General features: G+C 41.6%; 12 protein-coding genes and 1 riboswitch. Of the genes, 6 read left to right on the forward strand and 6 right to left on the reverse strand.

The features are described from left to right. Nucleotides 1-33: 33 nt before the first annotated feature. Nucleotides 34-885: an undecaprenyl-diphosphate phosphatase gene (locus tag KJS58_RS21185; RefSeq protein WP_213535476.1), complete on the forward strand. Its 852-nt coding sequence runs from the start codon at nt 34-36 to the stop codon at nt 883-885. A gap of 95 nt (nt 886-980) precedes the next feature. On the opposite strand, the gene KJS58_RS25690 is transcribed toward KJS58_RS21185, so the two are convergent. After that, nucleotides 981-1,109 carry a hypothetical protein gene (locus KJS58_RS25690; RefSeq protein WP_283771318.1) on the reverse strand — a complete coding sequence of 43 codons (129 nt, stop codon included), beginning with the start codon at nt 1,107-1,109 and terminating at the stop codon, nt 981-983. Between the two features lie 193 nt (nt 1,110-1,302). Between KJS58_RS25690 and KJS58_RS21190 the strand changes: the two genes are divergently transcribed. Beyond that, nucleotides 1,303-1,974 carry a DUF3153 domain-containing protein gene (locus KJS58_RS21190; protein WP_213535477.1) on the forward strand — a complete coding sequence of 224 codons (672 nt, stop codon included), beginning with the start codon at nt 1,303-1,305 and terminating at the stop codon, nt 1,972-1,974. 99 nt (nt 1,975-2,073) lie between these two features. Here KJS58_RS21190 and KJS58_RS21195 read toward each other — a convergent pair whose 3' ends face one another. Continuing rightward, nucleotides 2,074-2,853, reverse strand: a complete 780-nt coding sequence (locus KJS58_RS21195) for a GTP pyrophosphokinase (protein ID WP_283771319.1) — start codon at nt 2,851-2,853, stop codon at nt 2,074-2,076. A gap of 258 nt (nt 2,854-3,111) precedes the next feature. Here KJS58_RS21195 and KJS58_RS21200 point away from each other — a divergent pair, with 258 nt between their 5' ends. The 3 genes from KJS58_RS21200 to KJS58_RS21210 all read left to right on the forward strand — a co-directional run bounded on the left by KJS58_RS21200 (nt 3,112) and on the right by KJS58_RS21210 (nt 12,431). Then, complete coding sequence (locus KJS58_RS21200; RefSeq protein WP_213535478.1) at nt 3,112-9,822, forward strand: DUF7507 domain-containing protein; 6,711 nt, start codon at nt 3,112-3,114, stop codon at nt 9,820-9,822. After that, a complete protein-coding gene (locus KJS58_RS21205; protein WP_213535479.1) occupies nt 9,819-11,537 on the forward strand; it encodes a DUF11 domain-containing protein in 1,719 nt (572 codons plus the stop codon). The genes KJS58_RS21200 and KJS58_RS21205 overlap by 4 nt, the downstream gene beginning before the upstream one ends. 287 nt (nt 11,538-11,824) lie before the next feature. Further along, nucleotides 11,825-11,965: riboswitch (cyclic di-AMP (ydaO/yuaA leader) on the forward strand. 4 nt (nt 11,966-11,969) lie between these two features. After that, nucleotides 11,970-12,431 (forward strand): C40 family peptidase, encoded by a 462-nt coding sequence (locus tag KJS58_RS21210; RefSeq protein WP_213535480.1) that lies wholly within the window; start codon nt 11,970-11,972, stop codon nt 12,429-12,431. 94 nt (nt 12,432-12,525) lie between these two features. On the opposite strand, the gene glgD is transcribed toward KJS58_RS21210, so the two are convergent. Then, the gene (glgD, locus tag KJS58_RS21215) at nt 12,526-13,626 is read right to left on the reverse strand and encodes a glucose-1-phosphate adenylyltransferase subunit GlgD (RefSeq protein WP_213535481.1); all 1,101 of its coding nucleotides are present in this window, start codon (nt 13,624-13,626) and stop codon (nt 12,526-12,528) included. Nucleotides 13,627-13,651: 25 nt separating this feature from the next. Then, a complete protein-coding gene (locus KJS58_RS21220; protein ID WP_213535483.1) occupies nt 13,652-14,806 on the reverse strand; it encodes a glucose-1-phosphate adenylyltransferase in 1,155 nt (384 codons plus the stop codon). Nucleotides 14,807-15,242: 436 nt separating this feature from the next. Between KJS58_RS21220 and KJS58_RS21225 the strand changes: the two genes are divergently transcribed. After that, entirely contained in the window at nt 15,243-15,458 is a 216-nt protein-coding gene (locus KJS58_RS21225) for a cation:proton antiporter regulatory subunit (RefSeq protein ID WP_213535484.1), read from the forward strand. 72 nt (nt 15,459-15,530) lie between these two features. Here the strand turns inward: KJS58_RS21225 and KJS58_RS21230 are convergent, their stop codons facing one another. Beyond that, the gene (locus KJS58_RS21230) at nt 15,531-17,405 is read right to left on the reverse strand and encodes a PAS domain-containing protein (RefSeq protein ID WP_213535485.1); all 1,875 of its coding nucleotides are present in this window, start codon (nt 17,403-17,405) and stop codon (nt 15,531-15,533) included. A gap of 221 nt (nt 17,406-17,626) precedes the next feature. Continuing rightward, nucleotides 17,627-18,361, reverse strand: coding sequence for a DUF1836 domain-containing protein (locus KJS58_RS21235; protein WP_213535486.1), 735 nt, complete (start codon nt 18,359-18,361; stop codon nt 17,627-17,629). Between the last annotated feature and the right edge of the window lie 91 nt (nt 18,362-18,452).

Below are 18,452 nucleotides of genomic sequence, written 5' to 3' on the forward strand. Positions count from 1 at the left end.
AAGCACCCTTTATAAAGGAGAAGTGACATCAACATGAATTTTATAGATTTACTAAAAACCATTATTCTTGGAATGGTGGAAGGATTAACCGAGTTTGCCCCGGTTTCATCTACGGGACATATGATCATTGTTGATGACATGTGGCTGAATTCAAAAGAATTTCTAACTCAATATGTGGCAAACACTTTTAAGGTAGTCATTCAATTAGGTTCCATTCTTGCTGTGGTCGTGGTATTCAAAGATCGTTTTATTAACTTGCTCGGACTCGATCGACTGTTCGGTAAGAAGAAACCTGCGATTCCAGAAGGACCTGGTCATAATCGACTGAAATTGTCCCAGGTTATTGTAGGGCTCATTCCTGCCGCTGTCCTCGGCGTGCTTTTTGAAGATTATATTGATGAGCATCTATTCTCCATTAACACGGTACTCATCGGACTAGTCATTGGTGCTTTCTTTATGATTGCTGCTGACTACTTTGCTCCCAAACAACCGAAGGTAGAAACCGTGGACCAAATGACCTATCGCCAAGCATTTTCGATCGGACTTATACAGTGTTTATCTTTGTGGCCTGGATTCTCACGCTCCGGCTCTACGATTTCTGGCGGTGTCCTTCTTGGCATGAGTCACCGGGCAGCGGCTGACTTTACTTTCATTATGGCCGTTCCCGTTATGTGTGGTGCAAGTTTCTTGTCTCTCCTAAAAAACTGGGAGTATTTCACAATGGATGCACTTCCTTATTTTATTGCAGGGTTCATTTCTGCATTTATCTTTGCCCTCATCTCGATCCGTTTCTTCCTGAAACTGATTAATCGAGTGAAATTGGTTCCATTTGCGATTTATCGCATTATTCTTGCAGCAGTTATCTATCTCGTATTTATTATGTAGTTAATCATCGTTTGTACCCTCTAAATAGAGGGTACAAAGAAGAGAGGAGCGACCGGATACCGGTCCTCCTCTCTTCTTTTCTTTTTAAGTTTGCCTTACGACTTACGGGAACTGAGCTGAATAATCATCAAGATGAGCACTAGCAGTTGGATGAGCAATTCTGCACTCATGCGATTCGCCTCCTGCACATAAGGATGCTCCTTCAGTACCAGATCCTCTCCCATTCGCTTGGCCTTATGTTGATGGCTTGCATTTACGTTTCCCGTTATATGTATATGACTGGGTCTTTCATCATATGATTTATATTTTGTGATCTAATTTTATAAGCTGTCCCTATTTCACTCTCATTACATAGTAGAAAGGCTGATCTAACTAACCATGAAGAACCGAAAAAACAAGTGTTTACTTACCCTTATCATGTCCCTGCTGCTCCTAGTCCTTCTCTCCGCCTGTGCCAAGGGAGAAGCGCATGTAACCGTCCATACAGATGGTACGGCAGACGTAAATTTCAACCTGCAGGTTCAGAATCGCAATGTAAAATTTATAGGACAAAAGGAGCTTGTTCAGTCCATTGAGAAAGCTTTTGAAGACAATGGTTTTGTGACTAAGAACGGGCAATTCGAAGGTACAAGTGAGATTTCTGCTTCTAAGGAAGTGAAGATCAGTGGAGAGGACAGCCAACAAGAACTTCCTGAAAGCATCTCTTACTCTACCGTCACAGAGCAAGGTTTCTTTTTCACAAAACACAAGATTACTGTCGATGCAGATCTCATGTCTGCGATTCCTGACAATACATGGACTGAACATTTAACAGCGATCCCTAACTTCGTGCGCAATTTATTATTAAAAGATGTTGAACTGGATTTCAAGTTAACTTTGCCGATCAAACCAGAATCAAGTAATGCAGATACAGTGACTGCGGACGGCAAAACAATGACCTGGCATGTAGAACCTTTATCCGCTAACCATCTAGAACTCTCAGTGAACACACCTAATATTCAGAATATCATCATCACTGCCGTTGCTAGTCTTCTCCTCCTTGGTGTTATGCTCTTTGTTGTCATTAGAAAAGTCCGGAAAAATAAATGAAATAAGAAATAAATAAAGAAGGCTGCCCTATTGTAGTTAACTCTACAGGGACAGCCTTTTTAGTATAAGAATAAATAGTGCATTTACTAATTCTCTAAGTTACTTTTGATCTTTACGGAAAGAATCCGTTGCCTGATCAATAATTTCAAGAAATGCGGAAGGAAGCATAAACTGTTGATCACGAATGACAATTTTACGAAGATCTTCCTGATTGCTTTGTTCTTCTGCATCTTTAATCTCTTTAATATCGTGGTGTAATCGCTCCATTTTCAGATCCAGGCTGTTCGCCGTGTCAGCAGCGCTTTTGAGTTCTTTGAGCAGAGACTCTGGAACATCTTTTTTGTACTTGTAAAAAATCTTATGTTCCAGACTGGCCCAAAAGTCCATCGCAATCGTCCGAATCTGAATCTCTACACATACATGCTCTACCCCATCCGATAGAAACACAGGTACTTCCACGATCAAATGCAAACTTTTATATCCATTTGGTTTGGGATGTTCAATGTAGTCTTTCACGCCAAGCACTTTAAGATCGCTTTGTTTTTGCAGCATCTCACTAACTTTGTATATATCTGAAATAAAAGAGCAGGTAATTCGGAGACCCGCAATGTCTTTAATATGTTCTTTCACATTCTTCACTGAAATGGGAAGTCCCTTACGGTGTAATTTTTTCAAAATACTTTCCGGAGATTTCAATCTAGACTTCGTATGTTCAATCGGACTGTAATCATGAAAAGATTCAAATTCCTCTTTCAGAATATCAATTTTGGTCTCGATCTCATCAAGTGCAAATTTATAAACCATAATAAATCGGGTGATTTCATTTTTAATTCTCTTCACTTGTTCCATTTGATTCTGATGATTGACTAACTCGTTCATAAGCTAACTCATCCTTCCTTACTCTCAGGGCAATTATACTTCATCATATGGCTTTTCATAAAACTTCTAACTCTATTCCATTGTACATGAAGTGAAGGTTAAAATTCAAAACTGGATAATGATGGTACAAAACTGACAATATTTTTGTATACCTAACATACCTTAAGTGTAACAGCATTTTTTTCGTTATTGTTATTGAAAGGTATTATGAAATGGATTCTATTTCATATCATAACCTTATATTTCTACTCCAAGGGGGTGTCTCTCATTCCTCTGGTTCTAAGGGCAACCTTTAACGCTACCGGCGGGATCACATTTACAGGGAATACACTAGGCTTAAGCCGATCTGCTGTCCAAGGTGTTCCAGGAGATTTAGACAGCATCGGTGCTTTTATAACAACAAACACAACTTCAAGATTTGGGACTTTCCCCCTGGGAACCACGAATAATTATGTAAACAATAGCTCTTCTGCCAATCTAGTGATGCCTTCGGGGAGTACGGTTCTCTATGCGGAACTCATCTGGGGCGGTTCTTATATTAATGGTTCGGTTAATTTGTCGAGCGCAATTAATAATCCGGTGACTTTTATTACACCAACGGGAACAAACAGCGTTATTCCCGATCCCACCACATACAATGCATTTGATCTCGGAAATGGTGCGCAGGCCTATGTTAGATCTGCCAATGTAACGCCGCTTGTACAGCAAGCGGGTGCCGGGACATATACTACGGGAAGTGTGGTAGGAACGATCATTATCACCGGAGACAGTACAGCTAACCATGCAGGCTGGACCCTAGCCGTCATATATAACAACTCCTCACTCCCATTCCGGAACATGTCGCTAAGAGCAGGCGGTATTCTAGTAAGTGCATCCAATGCTACAACGATAACTGGATTTGCAACTCCAACTTCAGGACCGCTTGGGGGTCGCGCTTTATTCAGTGCACAGGAAGGAGATGCCAACCGGACGGGAGACTCTGCCCAGTTTGGACCGACTTCTGCTACACTTGTTTCTCTATCAGGGCCAAATAACTTTGCTAATAATTTCTTCGCATCCCAAATTAACAATGATGCTGGACTTATTAATACAACAGGGACATTCGGAACATTAAATCAAACAAATGGTGCACCTGGAACGAATATCATAGGCGGCAGACAGGGCTGGGATATTACAAATGTTGATATTTCGGCAAGACTAATCAATAATCAGTCTTCTGCAGTACTGAACCTCACCACTTCCGGTGATGTGTACATTATTAACGCGAATGCCATTCAGATCAATATCAATTCCCCTTCTATTAATGTCGTCAAAAGTGCTTCTGCAACAGGGTTAATCTTAGGAGACACCTATACCTACACCGTTGTTGTATCCAATACCGGAACGGCTAATGCTGCGAGTGTCGTATTAACGGATGTCCTACCTTCTGGCGCTACCTTCGTACCTGGAAGTGTGGTTGTTGGAGGAACATCAAGACCAACCTACGATATACTTAGCGGTGTACCCATCGGAACGTTGAACTTGGGCAGTTCAGTAACCATTACATACAGAGCCACAGTCAGCTCTATTCCAATCAACCAGACCCTCTCTAGTTCCGCTAATACTGCATTTACTTTCCAGAGTGTTGCCGGAGGCGCGACGATATCAGGTGTCATCCCCTCCAATAACTTATCGATACCAGTTTATGATCCACTATTCACTATAGTTAAGTCAGCAGACACAACAAATGCCACGGTAGGAGATACGGTGACTTATACGGCAACCATAGCTAACACGGGAAATATAGGAGGCGCTGTAAATTATCGCGATGTCATTCCTGCGGGTACAACATTTGTCCCTGGCAGCTTTCGAGTGAATGGAACAGTGATTTCCGGAGCAAATCCTGCTACTGGTGTGAATATAGGTACTCTAGCTCTCGGCAGTACAACAAACGTTACTTTCCAAGTTCTTGTTAACTCACTCCCTGCACCGCCCACTCTAGTTAATCAAGGAAGTATTTCTTATACGTTTCAGCCACCTGATGGAAGAACAATCAGTGGGTCTGCCTTATCTAACACCTTATCGATCCCAGTAACCACGCCGAATGTGAGCGTTATAAAAACAGCAAATGTAACAGATACATCCGTAGGAGAAACGATCACATATACTTCAGTAATTTCGAATAATGGTCTGACCACTCTACAAAATATCGTTTTCACAGATGCCAGCCCCGCAGGCACTAACTTTATTGCGGGAAGTTTTACTGTGGATGGTGTGGTTCGACCAAGTGCAAATCCCGCGAATAGTATTTCCATAGGAAGCTTACAGAGCGGCCGATCAACAACGGTATCTTTTCAAGCACTTGTAACTTCAGTCCCTTCGACAAGTCAGATTTCGAATCAATCGAGTATCTCATATGGTTCAGGCAGTTTTACAGGAAACGTTGTATCTAATATTGTTTCTACGCCTATATACGTACCTAATATTTCCGCCCTAAAAAGCTTTAACGCTACAAGTACTGCCATTGGTAATCTACTTGAAGTTACACTACAGCTTACGAATACAGGAAACATAGGAGCTCAAGTTCAAATTACAGACAACATACCGCCTGGAACAAACTTTGTTACAGGAAGTGTGGCGCTAAATGGGGTGCCAATTCCTACAGCAAATCCTGCACTTGGATTCTCCGTTGGCACGCTTGGTGTGAATGTCACAAGCACGGTCACTTTCCAGCTTAAGGTCATTTCTCTGCCAACGCCGCAAACCATCACGAATACGGCAACGATCAATTACGCATATACATTACCTAGCGGCCGCACACAAAGTGGTGCTCTTACTTCTAATACCGTATCCATTCCTGTGTCAGCCCCCAATATTAGCTTGGTTAAAATAGCAAATACGACTGAAGCCGCGATAAATGATATCATCACTTACAGTATTACAGTAAGTAACACCGGATCTGGAACCGTCAGCTCCATTATTTTAGCTGATCTCACGCCCGAAGGCACCTCCTTTGTAACCGGTTCAGTTCGTATTAATGGAGTTGCTGCAAGTACCGCAGTACCCTCTAGCGGGATTGCGATTGGTCCACTTGGGGCTCAATCCTCTGCCTTGATAACTTATCAGCTAAAAGTCATTTCTTTACCTGCTTCTGGAGCGATTGCAAATCAAGCTACTGCTGCATTTACAAGCGGATCATTCACGGGCTCCTCCACATCAAATACAGTGACGATTCCTGTCTATAACGCTGCGATTTCCCTTGTGAAAAGTACGAATACAACGCTGGCTACAGCTGGAGACACACTGACTTATACGATTCAAATCAGCAATTCGGGTAATACAGTTAGCTCTCTAACATTGAGTGATGTATTACCTCCCGAAGTCAGCTTTGTGACCAATAGTGTGGTAATTGGAGGTGTGCCTGCTCCAGGCGCCAACCCAGTGAGTGGTTTTTTGATTTCGGATGTACCTGCAGGTGGAATGACCGTTGTTACTTTCCTCGTAACGATAAATTCACTGCCTGCCTCGCAGAAAATCCTGAATCAGGCAACTGCTTTGTACTATTATCAAACTCCTTCTGGCCGTGTACTGTCTGGAAGCACTACATCTAACAGTGTTGTAATTCAGGTATCTGCTCCAAATGTATCGGTGGTCACAACCACTTCTACCGCTTTAGCTGTAGTAGGTGATAGAGTTACCTACACTACCACGATTACTAATCGTGGTCCCTCTTCGATCACCAATGTCATACTCAGCGATGGATTACCGCAGAACGTTTCTTTTGTACCCGGGAGTGTGCTGATCGGTGGAGTCCTTGCTCCAAATCGATCGCCTCTAACCGGCATTCCAATCGGCAGTCTAGCCCCAGGGGCAAGTGCTGTCGTTACATTTGAGGTGAATGTAACCATGGCTGTACCTTCACAGATTAATAACCAATCAACGGTTAGTTTTACATCAGGTGTTTTTTCAGGCACATCAACATCAAATCAAACACAGATTCCAATCACTCAACCGCAAATTTCACTCACCAAAACAGCGGATACAAACAATGCAACCGTAGGCGATACTGTGGTATATACAATAACGGCTGCAAACTCTGGAAATCTACCCGCTGCACTTATCGTTTCAGATACCATCCCTGCAGGAACTACCTTTACTCCAAACAGTGTTCTTGTTAATGGAATTTCCATACCTGGCGTTTCCATCATTGATGGAGTCAGTACAGGAATAATTGCAGCCGGTGCAACTTCAGTCCTCTCTTTTTCCGTTACGATTACATCGCTTCCATCACCACAGTTCATTACGAATCAAGCTTCGTCTACCTTTACGTTTACCACTCCTGATAATCGGACATTAACAGGAACCGCTTTATCCAACACGGTTAGTTTCCCTGTATCCTCACCAAATGTACTCGTTACCAAAACAAGTTCACTTGCTGATGTTTCCGTAGGTGATATTATCACGTTTACCGTAACGGTTACTAATCTTGGTATTGAAGATGTGCAAAATGTGCTTTTGTCAGATCCAATAACAGGGACGTCATTCATTCCTGGTAGCGTCACAATTAATGGCGGTCCGAATCCAACTGCTAATCCAACGGGTGGGATTAGTTTAGGCGGAATTGCAGCCTCAGCTTCTGCTACAGTCACATATAATGTAAGGGTTGATTCCGTACCAACTCCACCTGAAATCAGTAGTTCCGCATCTGTGAGTTTTACATCTGGAGTGTTTGCAGGTACAACCTTCTCTAATGCACCAATCATTCCTGTATATAACCCCGTTCTTACAGCTGTCAAATCTGCAAGCAAAATCAATGCTACTGTTGGTGATACACTCACTTACAGTATTACGGTAAGTAACACAGGTAATTTTGGTGCAAGCATCAATCTAACAGATACGATCCCTGCTGGCACCTCTTTTGTTCCAAATAGTGTATTAATCAACGGACTTCCATCACCTGGATCCGACCCTTCTCTAGGCATTGTATCGAGTAGTATTACCCCAGGGACCTCCAGTACAATTACCTTTTCTGTCGTCATCGATACGCTTCCGAGTCCGCAGTTCTTGAGTAATCAATCCTTTGTCAGTTACTCTTATACATTGCCATCAGGTAGAACGCTCGGCGGAAATGTGTCTTCTAACGTGTCTATAGTTACTGTTTCTGCTCCTAATGTGACAGCAGTTAAAATATCTTCATTAACGGCACTTACTGTTGGGGACGTCAATACGTATACCGTAACCATTGGAAACAGTGGAATCGAGACCGTGAATAATGTGATCATTACCGATGCGCTTCCCGCAGCAACCTCCTTTGTCAGCGGAAGCGTATATGTAGACGGAACCCAGCGCCCCACCGCCAATCCTTCTACAGGAGTGACAATCGGAAGTATAACTCCAGGGTCTACGGTCAACGTTACTTTTCAATATCGTATCAACTCAATACCTACGACCTCTTTGTCGCAAATTGAAAATCGCGCAATCGTAACCTTTACTTCGGGTACATTTTCAGGCAGTACATTCTCAAATACCGTGAGCACGCCGGTATACAGCCCTATTTTGTCAGCTGTTAAAACAGCAAATACCATTAATGCAACGGTCGGAGATACCGTAGTTTATTCGATTACGTATACGAATACAGGTAATTATGGCGGCAGCGTCGTTCTAACCGATCTCATTCCTGAAGGTACAACACTTATTCCGAACAGTGTCATTGTGAATGGCGCTCCAGTTCCCGGAGCAAATCCTGCAACAGGTATGTCCGTCGGTGTTATATCATCTACAGCCACCGTTTTGTTCTCCGTCGTCATTAATACGTTACCGGTCAGTCAACAATTAAGTAATCAAGCGACTTCAACCTTCACTTATACGTTGCCTGATGGTAGAACACTGAATGGTTCTTTTGCCAGTAATTTATTGCAAATACCTGTTTCCTCCCCAAATATTACACTCGTGAAATCAGCCTCTGTAGCAACCGCAGTCGTTGGTGACACCTATACGTATCGTGTCATTGTTACGAATAACGGAATTGCGAATGTGAATAATGCTGTATTGTCCGATATTTTAGCAGCTGAAAGTACTTTTGTACCCGGAAGTGTTACCGTTGATGGAAATTCCCGAATAGACGCAAACCCAGCGGGCGGGATTAATCTAGGCACGATTGCACCAGGGAATGCAATGACCGTAACTTTTGACGTGAGAGTGAATACGCTGCCAAGTGCTCCTTACACCATTCAAAACCGTTCATCCGTCAGTTTTACCTCCGGTGCTTTTACAGGTGCTTCCTATTCCAACACAGTGAGCATCCCGATCTACCAGCCCATTTTTCAATTACTCAAAACAGCCGACTCGTCAAACGTGACCGTAGGCGATACCGTAACCTATTTCTTAAATTTGACGAACACAGGCAATTTACCGGGAATTGTAACTTTAACGGATGACTTACCTGATGGAGCCGTTTTGGTTCCAAATAGTGTACTCATCAATGGAGTTCCTCAGCCCGGGGTGAATCCGGAAACAGGGATTCCTGTTGGTAGTGTAGCTCCCGGATCGAATATCAATATCACCGTAACTTTACAGATCATCGTTGACACGCTTCCAGAATTACAACAACTGATCAATCAAGCATTTGGAACATTTACTTACGCACCCCCTGATGGTCGATTGCTCGGCGGCAATTTTAGTTCTAACCCGCTCGTGATTCCTGTCTCATCACCAAATGTAACGGTTGTAAAGACGACCTCCACAGGAGATGCTGTTGTTGGCGATACCATCACTTATACCGTAGTTATTACCAATAACGGAATCGTAGAAGTGGAGAATGTCGTTATGGTAGACCCCGTACCTGCCGGTACTGAATTTGTTCCTGAAAGTGTAATTGTGGATGGAAACGTTAGACCTAACGCCAATCCAAATACTGGAGTTACGGTTGGGACCATTCAGGAGGGAGCTTTCTCAACAATTACATTCCAAGTACAGGTCGTTACGATATGAATTCGCAGAATAGAAGGAATTATGTAGTAAACAATCAATCTTCTGTCCGTTTTGCATCAGGCCGTTTTGAAGGTGTGTCTTATTCCAATATGGTATCTATACCGCTAACAGGTGCTATTCTCACACTCAAAAAAAGTGCCTCTATGGAACAAGTGACACTCGACAGCATCGTTATGTATCAGCTTGAAATAGAGAATACAGGGAATGCCCCTGCGGAAGTTACGCTAATCGATACACTTCCGGAGGGCACCTCCTTTATTCCCAACAGCCTCTTGAAAGATGGTGTTCCTGTACCAGGCGCCAATCCGCAAGAGGGTCTGCAAATTGGGATCTTGCCGATCAACCAGAAAGTTACGATTCAGTTCCAGATCATTATAAGCAGCATTCCTGATTCTTTAACTCTTACCAACGTGGCCACAGCAAGCTTTACATTCCAAGCGATGGATGGTCGTCTCATTACAAAAGAGCTCATCTCTAATCCTGTCACCTTATTCGTATCTCCCTCTCAATTATCCATTTACTATTATGCCAATACGAATCAGACTTTTGAGGGAGATATCATTACTTTTTTTATACAAATCACGAATACAGGAAGAGAAGATATCAGAAATGCCGTAGTTAGCACCTTATTGTCGGATGACGAGGTGGCATTTGTTCCGGGCAGTGTGGTGATTGATGGTCTCCTCGCTCCTGATCTTGATCCATTCGCAGGTATTACAATACCTGTTGTTGCTGCAAACTCAACGACCCAAATATCGTATCAGGTGAGAATAGAGAAAAGGACAACTTCGACTCCTCTTACGAGTGTTGCAACGTTACTTTATCTCAATCAGGGAGAAGAAATTACAATTCGTTCAAACCCGGTGTCTATCTCTTATTTGTTACCGGTATTAACAATTTCCGTAAAGATAACGCCTGTTCAAGTAACCTATGAGGATACAGTTACTTATGAAGTACTTATCCAAAATGAAGGAGAGATTCCCGTAGAGGCAGTCTATGACTTACTTCAAGCCCCAGAGCTCAACCTGGTTCCGGGTACAGTAAAAGTAAACGGGATTCTACGACCTGAGGTTTCTTTAGCGACGGGACTTCCTTTAGGCACTTTAATTCCACACTCCAGCATATATATCACTTTTGAATCGAAAGTTTCTGTGATCCCTAACTCCATTGTTCCTGCTGAAGAATGGGTTAACCGTTCACGGCTGACATACACATTTCGAATCAATGATGGAAGGTCGGTTCAACTGACAACGCTAGCTCTTACTCCTGTTTTTTTCTATGCTCCGCGCATACTGCTTCATGTTCTCACATCACCGAAATATGTGGAGCCAGGTGACGATATTCTATTTGAGATAACTATTCGGAATTCAGGAAATACGAAAGCAGATTTGTTGCTGCCCTTACCTGCTCCAGGTGTGTCTACCATTCTAAATGGCTCTATTCAGTGGTCTGATCATAAACGTGAGCTAACCGTGCTTGAGATGGAGCAGCAGACCGTGCAAATTACAGATATTCAGCCTGGGGAATTAGTCCAAATAATCTACACACTTCATGTGCAAGTGTTTCCACTCTTTAGACCTGCGCGGGAACGGGATGAATATGTGTTTTCTGACACGATCCAGGCCCTTTGCACTTATAACTTTAATGACCGTATACACTCCTTTGAAGTGGTATCTAATGTCTATGAAATTGTCTTTACTGAGCACGATGAATAAAAAAATCGAAAGGCCCAGCTGCATTATTTTAAGCAGCTGGGCCTCTTTTATCGTCTTTTTTAGTAAATTAGTCAGTATTCATATATCTATCATATTTCTGTTAATAAGGGATAAACAACACTCATGTTCACAAAGGTGAAATAAATTCGAGAAAAAGATAACGAAATTAGTAAAATCAGGTTGATAATTCATTCGCCCAATGTTAAAATTCGTTGTAGAGAAAGTAACATTTTCGTAATCATTGTTGTAACTAATTGTTATCATTAACATGAATATACAAGGTGCAATCACGATAACCGCCGAATTCTTACGCACCTAAGAAGCGGGGGACCCGCCTACCATGGGTGAATTGATCTCGAAACAGAGTGATCATAGGGTACCTTCAACCGAATCCTTAGCTAACCTCGCAGGCATTGGAAGGAGTATTACATTTTGAAAAAGAAACTCGCATCAGCAGCATTAGGACTATCATTACTATTCACCGCAGGACTCGGGCAAGCTTCCGCTTCTGTACTTTCTACCACAGTAAATAACACAGTTGGTGTTCCTTATAAATACGGCGGTACTACACTCACAGGGTTTGATTGCTCTGGGTTTACTCGTTATGTATACAAAAAATTAGGTGTAACTTTACCTCACAGTTCGAAACAACAATACAAAAAAGGCACATCAGTTAAGAAATCCGCTCTAACCAAAGGCGATCTTGTATTCTTTAATACAAGCGGTAAAGGCATTTCGCATGTTGGAATATACCTAAGCGATAACAATTTTGTCTCCGCTACCTCCTCTAAAGGTATCGCCATTACACCCATTAATAAGGGTTATTGGAGTTCAAAATATTATGGTGCTAAGCGTGTACTTAGTTCATCAGCAGCGAAAAAGGCCGACTTATAGTATACATATAAACTGCCACCACGATTATGAAACTTCAGAATTTGAACATATGAAGAAAGGTCAGAGAATTACTCCTCTGACCTTTTTTCCTGATTTAAATTTGGCTGCTTTTGGCAATGACATAAGGCTGCTTGGCATCACCGATCAGTGTGCAATCTGCCGTTAAATGTACATCTTTATCAAGGATTACATTCTCCAGCACTGTATTCTCCTCAATTACACATTTCTGCATGATGATCGAATTTCGAATTTGAGCCCCTTTGTGAACTTTGACTCCTCTAAAAATAATACTGTTCTCGACCTGCCCTCCAATAATACAACCATTCGCAATCAAAGAGTTGCTTACTTCCGCATTCTCGAGAAACCTAGTCGGTGGTTCATATTTGATTTTGGTATGGATCTCATATTGTTTGAACAAACGTTGATATTGTTCTTGATTAAGTAGATCCATACTATTGCGATAATAACTTTCTACCGAGTTAATAACGGTATGGTATCCATCAAAAGCAAAACCAGCAATGTTTAAGTTATGCAAATTATCTTGGATTCCATCACGGAAGAAGTAATCTTGACCATGCGCAATACAATGATCTACTAATTTCAGAAACAATTGTTTTTCCATAATAAAAGCACCGAGATATATATTAGGATGATCACCTTCTTGATGAATTCCCGTAACTTTTACACCGTCCACATCGACCCGTACACAGGACTCATGTTCAGGAAGGATCTCATCTACTTTTTTATAAAGAAGAGTGACATCGGCTTGCTGAGAGATATGAAACTGATACATTTCCCGGTAATCCATGGAGTAAATATGCTGACTGCCGGTATGAATAATATGGGTACCTTTGGCTCGAAGAAAATAATCACGATTATTATGAAAATGTTGCAGATCGCCTTTGGAACGGTCCGTAGGATCATTCCAGTCTGGCGGAAGTATAAAGAGACCCCCGTGTTTGCGATCTAGGTCCCATGGAGCCCCCTGCCCCAAATGATCCAGCAGCGACCGATACTTTCGGCGTACAAACAGCGCGGTATGATGAATGTTAGAATGCATTAAATTGGACAAAACAAAATCGATCAAACGATACCTACCCGCAAAAGGAACGGCAGCACCACAACGAAAATATGTTAATTCATTCATTAACTCGAGCTCTTGATCCAGGTTCACTACACCCATGAGATGTTGCATACTAGGTCACCGTCCTCACTCATATTTAGCTAAGTCCATACGTATGTTGTCGATATGTCTGATCAATTAGTAAAATTTCATCTTCCTGGTCTCCATTACCCCCAACAACAGAGTAATCTTCAATCATCGTTCCTTCGCTTACAATCGCCCGATGAAGTCTAACATTCTTTCCTATTTTCACTTTAGGCATAATCACTGAATCCGTAACCACACTTCCTTCCCCGATCTCGACCCCATAAAATAATACCGATTTGCTGACTTCCCCTTCGACAATGCAGCCTTCATTTACGATACTGTTACGAACCTTTCCTTTTGTACCAATATAGCCCGCCGGTTCATTTGGATTACGTGAATAGATACGCCACTGCGGATCATTTAAATTCAAGGGAGGATCGTCGCTTAACAGATCCATATTCGCCTCCCATAAGCTCTTAACCGTCCCTACATCTTTCCAGTAACCGCTGAATGGATAAGCATACAGCTTCTTCTCATTCTTGAGAAGAAGTGGAATAATATCATGACCGAAGTCATAGGTAGAATCCGGATCTTGTTCACTCTCAAGAAGATGTTGTCTCAGGACAGACCATCTGAACATATATACTCCCATAGATGCCAGCGTACTCTTCGGATGTTCAGGCTTCTCTTCAAACTCATAAATCTCATAATTGTTTTTTGTATTCAAAATGCCAAACCGGCTTGCTTCATGTAAAGGAACATCAATGACCGAAATCGTGCAATCCGAATTTTGGTTTTTGTGATATTGAAGCATGGCATCATAATTCATCTTATAGATATGGTCACCTGATAAGATCAGTACATGCTCTGGTTCAAATTGATCAACAAAATTTAAATTCCGATAAATCGCATCTGCCGTACCTCTGTACCAGTTATTACTCCCCTCTCTCTCATGAGGTGGAAGAACAAACACGCCTCCATTTCGGCGATTTAAATCCCAATCACTGCCGATCCCTACATACGAATGGAGCACCAAAGGCTCAAACTGTGTTAGTACGCCTACCGTATCAATTCCCGAATTCGCACAATTACTCAGCGGGAAATCAATAATGCGGTAAGTACCCCCAAAATAAACAGCAGGCTTAGCTAAAGTCTTCGTCAGCCCTTTCAATCGTTTACCCTGACCTCCGGCCAGTAACATAGCTACCACTTCTTTTTTGTTCATAAAAAAGCCTCCTCAAGATGTAGAATTGTATAACAGCTGCTTAAGTGAGTAGAAATAAGCAAATAACAAATTGAAGATGCCTGTGACTGGACATTAGAAGGTTAAACGCCTGTATAGTAGAGGTAACACCATGGAGGTTGGTCTTAGAAGATGGTTATTAGGGAGGTGAAAACTTATAAAGGGTGTTTCATAAGAAAAAATTCTCTATGTTGTTAATTTATGTATACACAGTTCTATTTCATTATAATCATCAAAATTCCTTCCTAAAAAGCAGTGTTATCATAATTTTCATTAAAAACCTGAAACACGGTCTAGGAAAGTCTACAATTTTATACCTATTCCTTCTTTTTTCGTCTTGCATTCAGAGGCACCTGATAGTACAATACGGCTTTGAGTGTAGCAAAACGAATTATAGCTTAGAAAGGGGATTATTCCCATGGAACTTCTCAAATCCACTTTGCCCGGTGTAGGTATGAAGTATCAACTGGAAACCAAATCAGGTTCTAATTTCATCATTGTTCACCATGAAGATGGACGTCGTGAAATTTACTGTACAGATCCAGAAGATCAGGAGAACATCCGATGCATCGCTGAGTTAGAGGATGAGGAGTGTATGTTGCTCTCTAGTATTATAGGCGGTTGGAACGAATAATAAAAAAAGAAATGGACAGTCCCATCTTTTCTCTACCCGAGAACAAGATCAAGACTGTCCTTTTTAATTTGTTCATAAAGCATCCAGCTCCAGTAAAAATTGAAAGGTAGCTCCCTTCCCTTCATCACTACTGACGCTGATCGTGCCTCCCATAACTTCAACCAACCGTTTTGAAATGGCCAGTCCAAGACCGGTTCCACCGTATTTTCGATTAATTGAAGTATCTAACTGTGAGAATGATTGAAACAATTCATTCTGTTTATGAAGTGGAATTCCGATACCAGTATCTTGAATTTGAAATACGAGGAGTTTTCGATTCGCCAGATGCGTGTTCATCTGTTCAATTTGTATAACCACTTCTCCATCATTCGTAAATTTAATTCCATTACTAATTAAGTTAATTAAGATTTGCTTGATCTTCGTTTCATCACCTAAAAAGGTTTCTGGGATATTCTCATCATAATTTTGTATAAGTCGAATCCCTTTTTCTTCTGCTGAAGCGATAAATAAATCATGCACCTCATGAAGTGCTTCAATTAAGGAGAATGGCTCGTGAACCACTTCTATTTTTCCGGCTTCGATCTTACTAAAATCAAGCAGTTCCCCAAACATTTGCATGAGTGTGTTGCTGCTGTTCGCAATAATCTCTGTATATGACTTTTGCTCCTCATCGAGATCTGTATCCATTAATAATGAAGTCATCCCCACGATCCCGTTCATCGGCGTCCGCAGTTCGTGACTCATCATCGCAAGAAATTCTGATTTGGCCCGGTCTGCATGAATCGCTTCTTCTTTTGCCTTCATAATCTCTTTAATCGAAGTAATATCTCTAATCACAACGACTGCACCTTTACGTTCACCCCGATCGATTAAAGGAGTAACTTGATACTCGGCAATAAACGTACTTCCGTCTTTGCGTCCAAAGACCTCTTCTTTCACGCAGTGACTCTCCCCGGACAGAATGCTTTGATATATTGGCATCTTTTCTGGTGCGTATGGATAATGGTTTTCATTGAATTGCAAAAATTGATTCGTCAGTTTAAGACCGATCGCTTCCTCTTGATATATGCCGAGCAGTTCGGCTCCTTTTTTATTCAAATAAGTCAGATGCCCCTCATGATCTACGCCAAATATACATTCATCTACTGCATTAAAAATAAGTTCAAGTTGGTTGCTGAGATTCTCGATTTCCTGAAGATGCCGTCTACTTTCTGTTATGTCGCTAGTAATCCCGTAAACACCTACCACCTTACCGTTTAAAATCGTAGGAACATTGATTACATTTGCCTCAATGGAATGACCTTCTTTATGAAGCATACGTATATGGTACGATTGCGGGATCCCTTTGGAAGCCATAGAAAAGTGATAATTGGTCTTCTCTATAGAATCCGGATGAATCAGAGGAGTGTATCGGCCTGCAAGAAGCTCTTCTTCCGTATGACCTGTTATCTTACACTGCCCTTCATTTACCCGTAGTAAATGGCCGCTCAGATCCATAGAAGCTACTCCTAATGGATTATATTTAAACAAAGATTTTGATTCTTCCCATTCTCTTTCCGCTGCTAAGTCTTTAATTGGAGTAACTGCCTGAACAATAAAACAATGGTCTTCCTGTTCTGAATCCTCCAATAGCGAGAAGTGAAGCTGTACTTCTTGTGATTGGATACGCTCCTTGTTTAGTAGAACTTTGTAATGAACTGCATCTTCGCTGCCTGTCTCCAGTTCATAAGCGATCTGATTAAAATTAATATATCCCACGTCTTGTAAACCTAATATATGTATAAAAGATTTAGAGAGCAGTTCATCTGAACACCGTTCAGTCCATTTCTCAAACGCTTTATTCACTTTACATATGATTCCCTTATCACCAACAACCATGGCCATCGGAATGGGTGCATTCTGAAAGATGCTCTTCCAGACTTTACTGTCTGTTAAAGGCCCTGACATGTGGCCGCCTCCTTCACCTACCAATTGTATCTACTTTAATAGTTACCTCTTTTTACCTTACTCCAAACTAAGGTTACAAAAGATTCATCTTTTTATTTATCCTTTTCCACTCATTTTGCATAAATAAAACTGCACCTCCAGTTGTAAGATTGTGCCTAACAACTGGGGTGCAGTTCAGGTTTTAAAAACACCTGGCTTTTTATTGTTCATCATTCATATCATTATAGAAATAATGTTGCGTTTAAATATCGTTTTGAAAGGGAATGCAGATACGTCGTTTGTACCGATAAGGTAGCAATAAAAATAATATTTCTCACAATAAGGTGTTGTCTTTCCGTTAAATAGGAGAAAGATTGCACCATCTTGTCCACCGCTGACAGCACCTGCGACTCTGCCCCCCTATCCGTATGAATAAGACGCTCCTTCTCACAGTCTAACTGTTCAAACAGGTCTGCATACGTATTGTATAATATCAGCGGATTTAATAAATCATCGTCATCACGCACCGGATCCATAAAAATCCCTTTGAACAGATTACGAATGGAATCAAAGTCTAGGAGTGCTTTTAAATCATCTATAATAAAGAGAAGTGCAGCTTGATGAATGGAATATTTTTTCCCGATCTTCGGTGAAGAAAAATATTCTTTGAAATCCCGCTTCACCCAATTTTGCATCGAAGTAAGGGATGTATTTGAATACTCAATCATTTGTGCGAGGGACGCAATCTCTTGAAGAGAGAAACCAGCCGTTCGATTGCCTTTAATTAATTTCTCTAAGATGGGAGGAAGCGAAGTGGATAAGAAGGCTGCATATGTGGTTCCCTGATCTACGTCAGATTTATGGTGCTTAGTCCACGCTTTCTGCAGCAGTTCGAGCGGTGTTATCTTATGATGTCCTTCGATGGACAGCAGCAGTTGTGCCATTTCGCTACGAGTAAGGGTGAATAACTCTGTCATCTCATGGACCTCCTATATTTTTGTAAACTCATCCTATTAAATCATATGGACTAATATTACGTGACCCGCTATTCCTTGTAAAGGTGTGCAA

The organism is Paenibacillus sp. J45TS6, assembly GCF_018403285.1.
In the GTDB taxonomy this organism is placed as follows: domain Bacteria; phylum Bacillota; class Bacilli; order Paenibacillales; family Paenibacillaceae; genus Paenibacillus.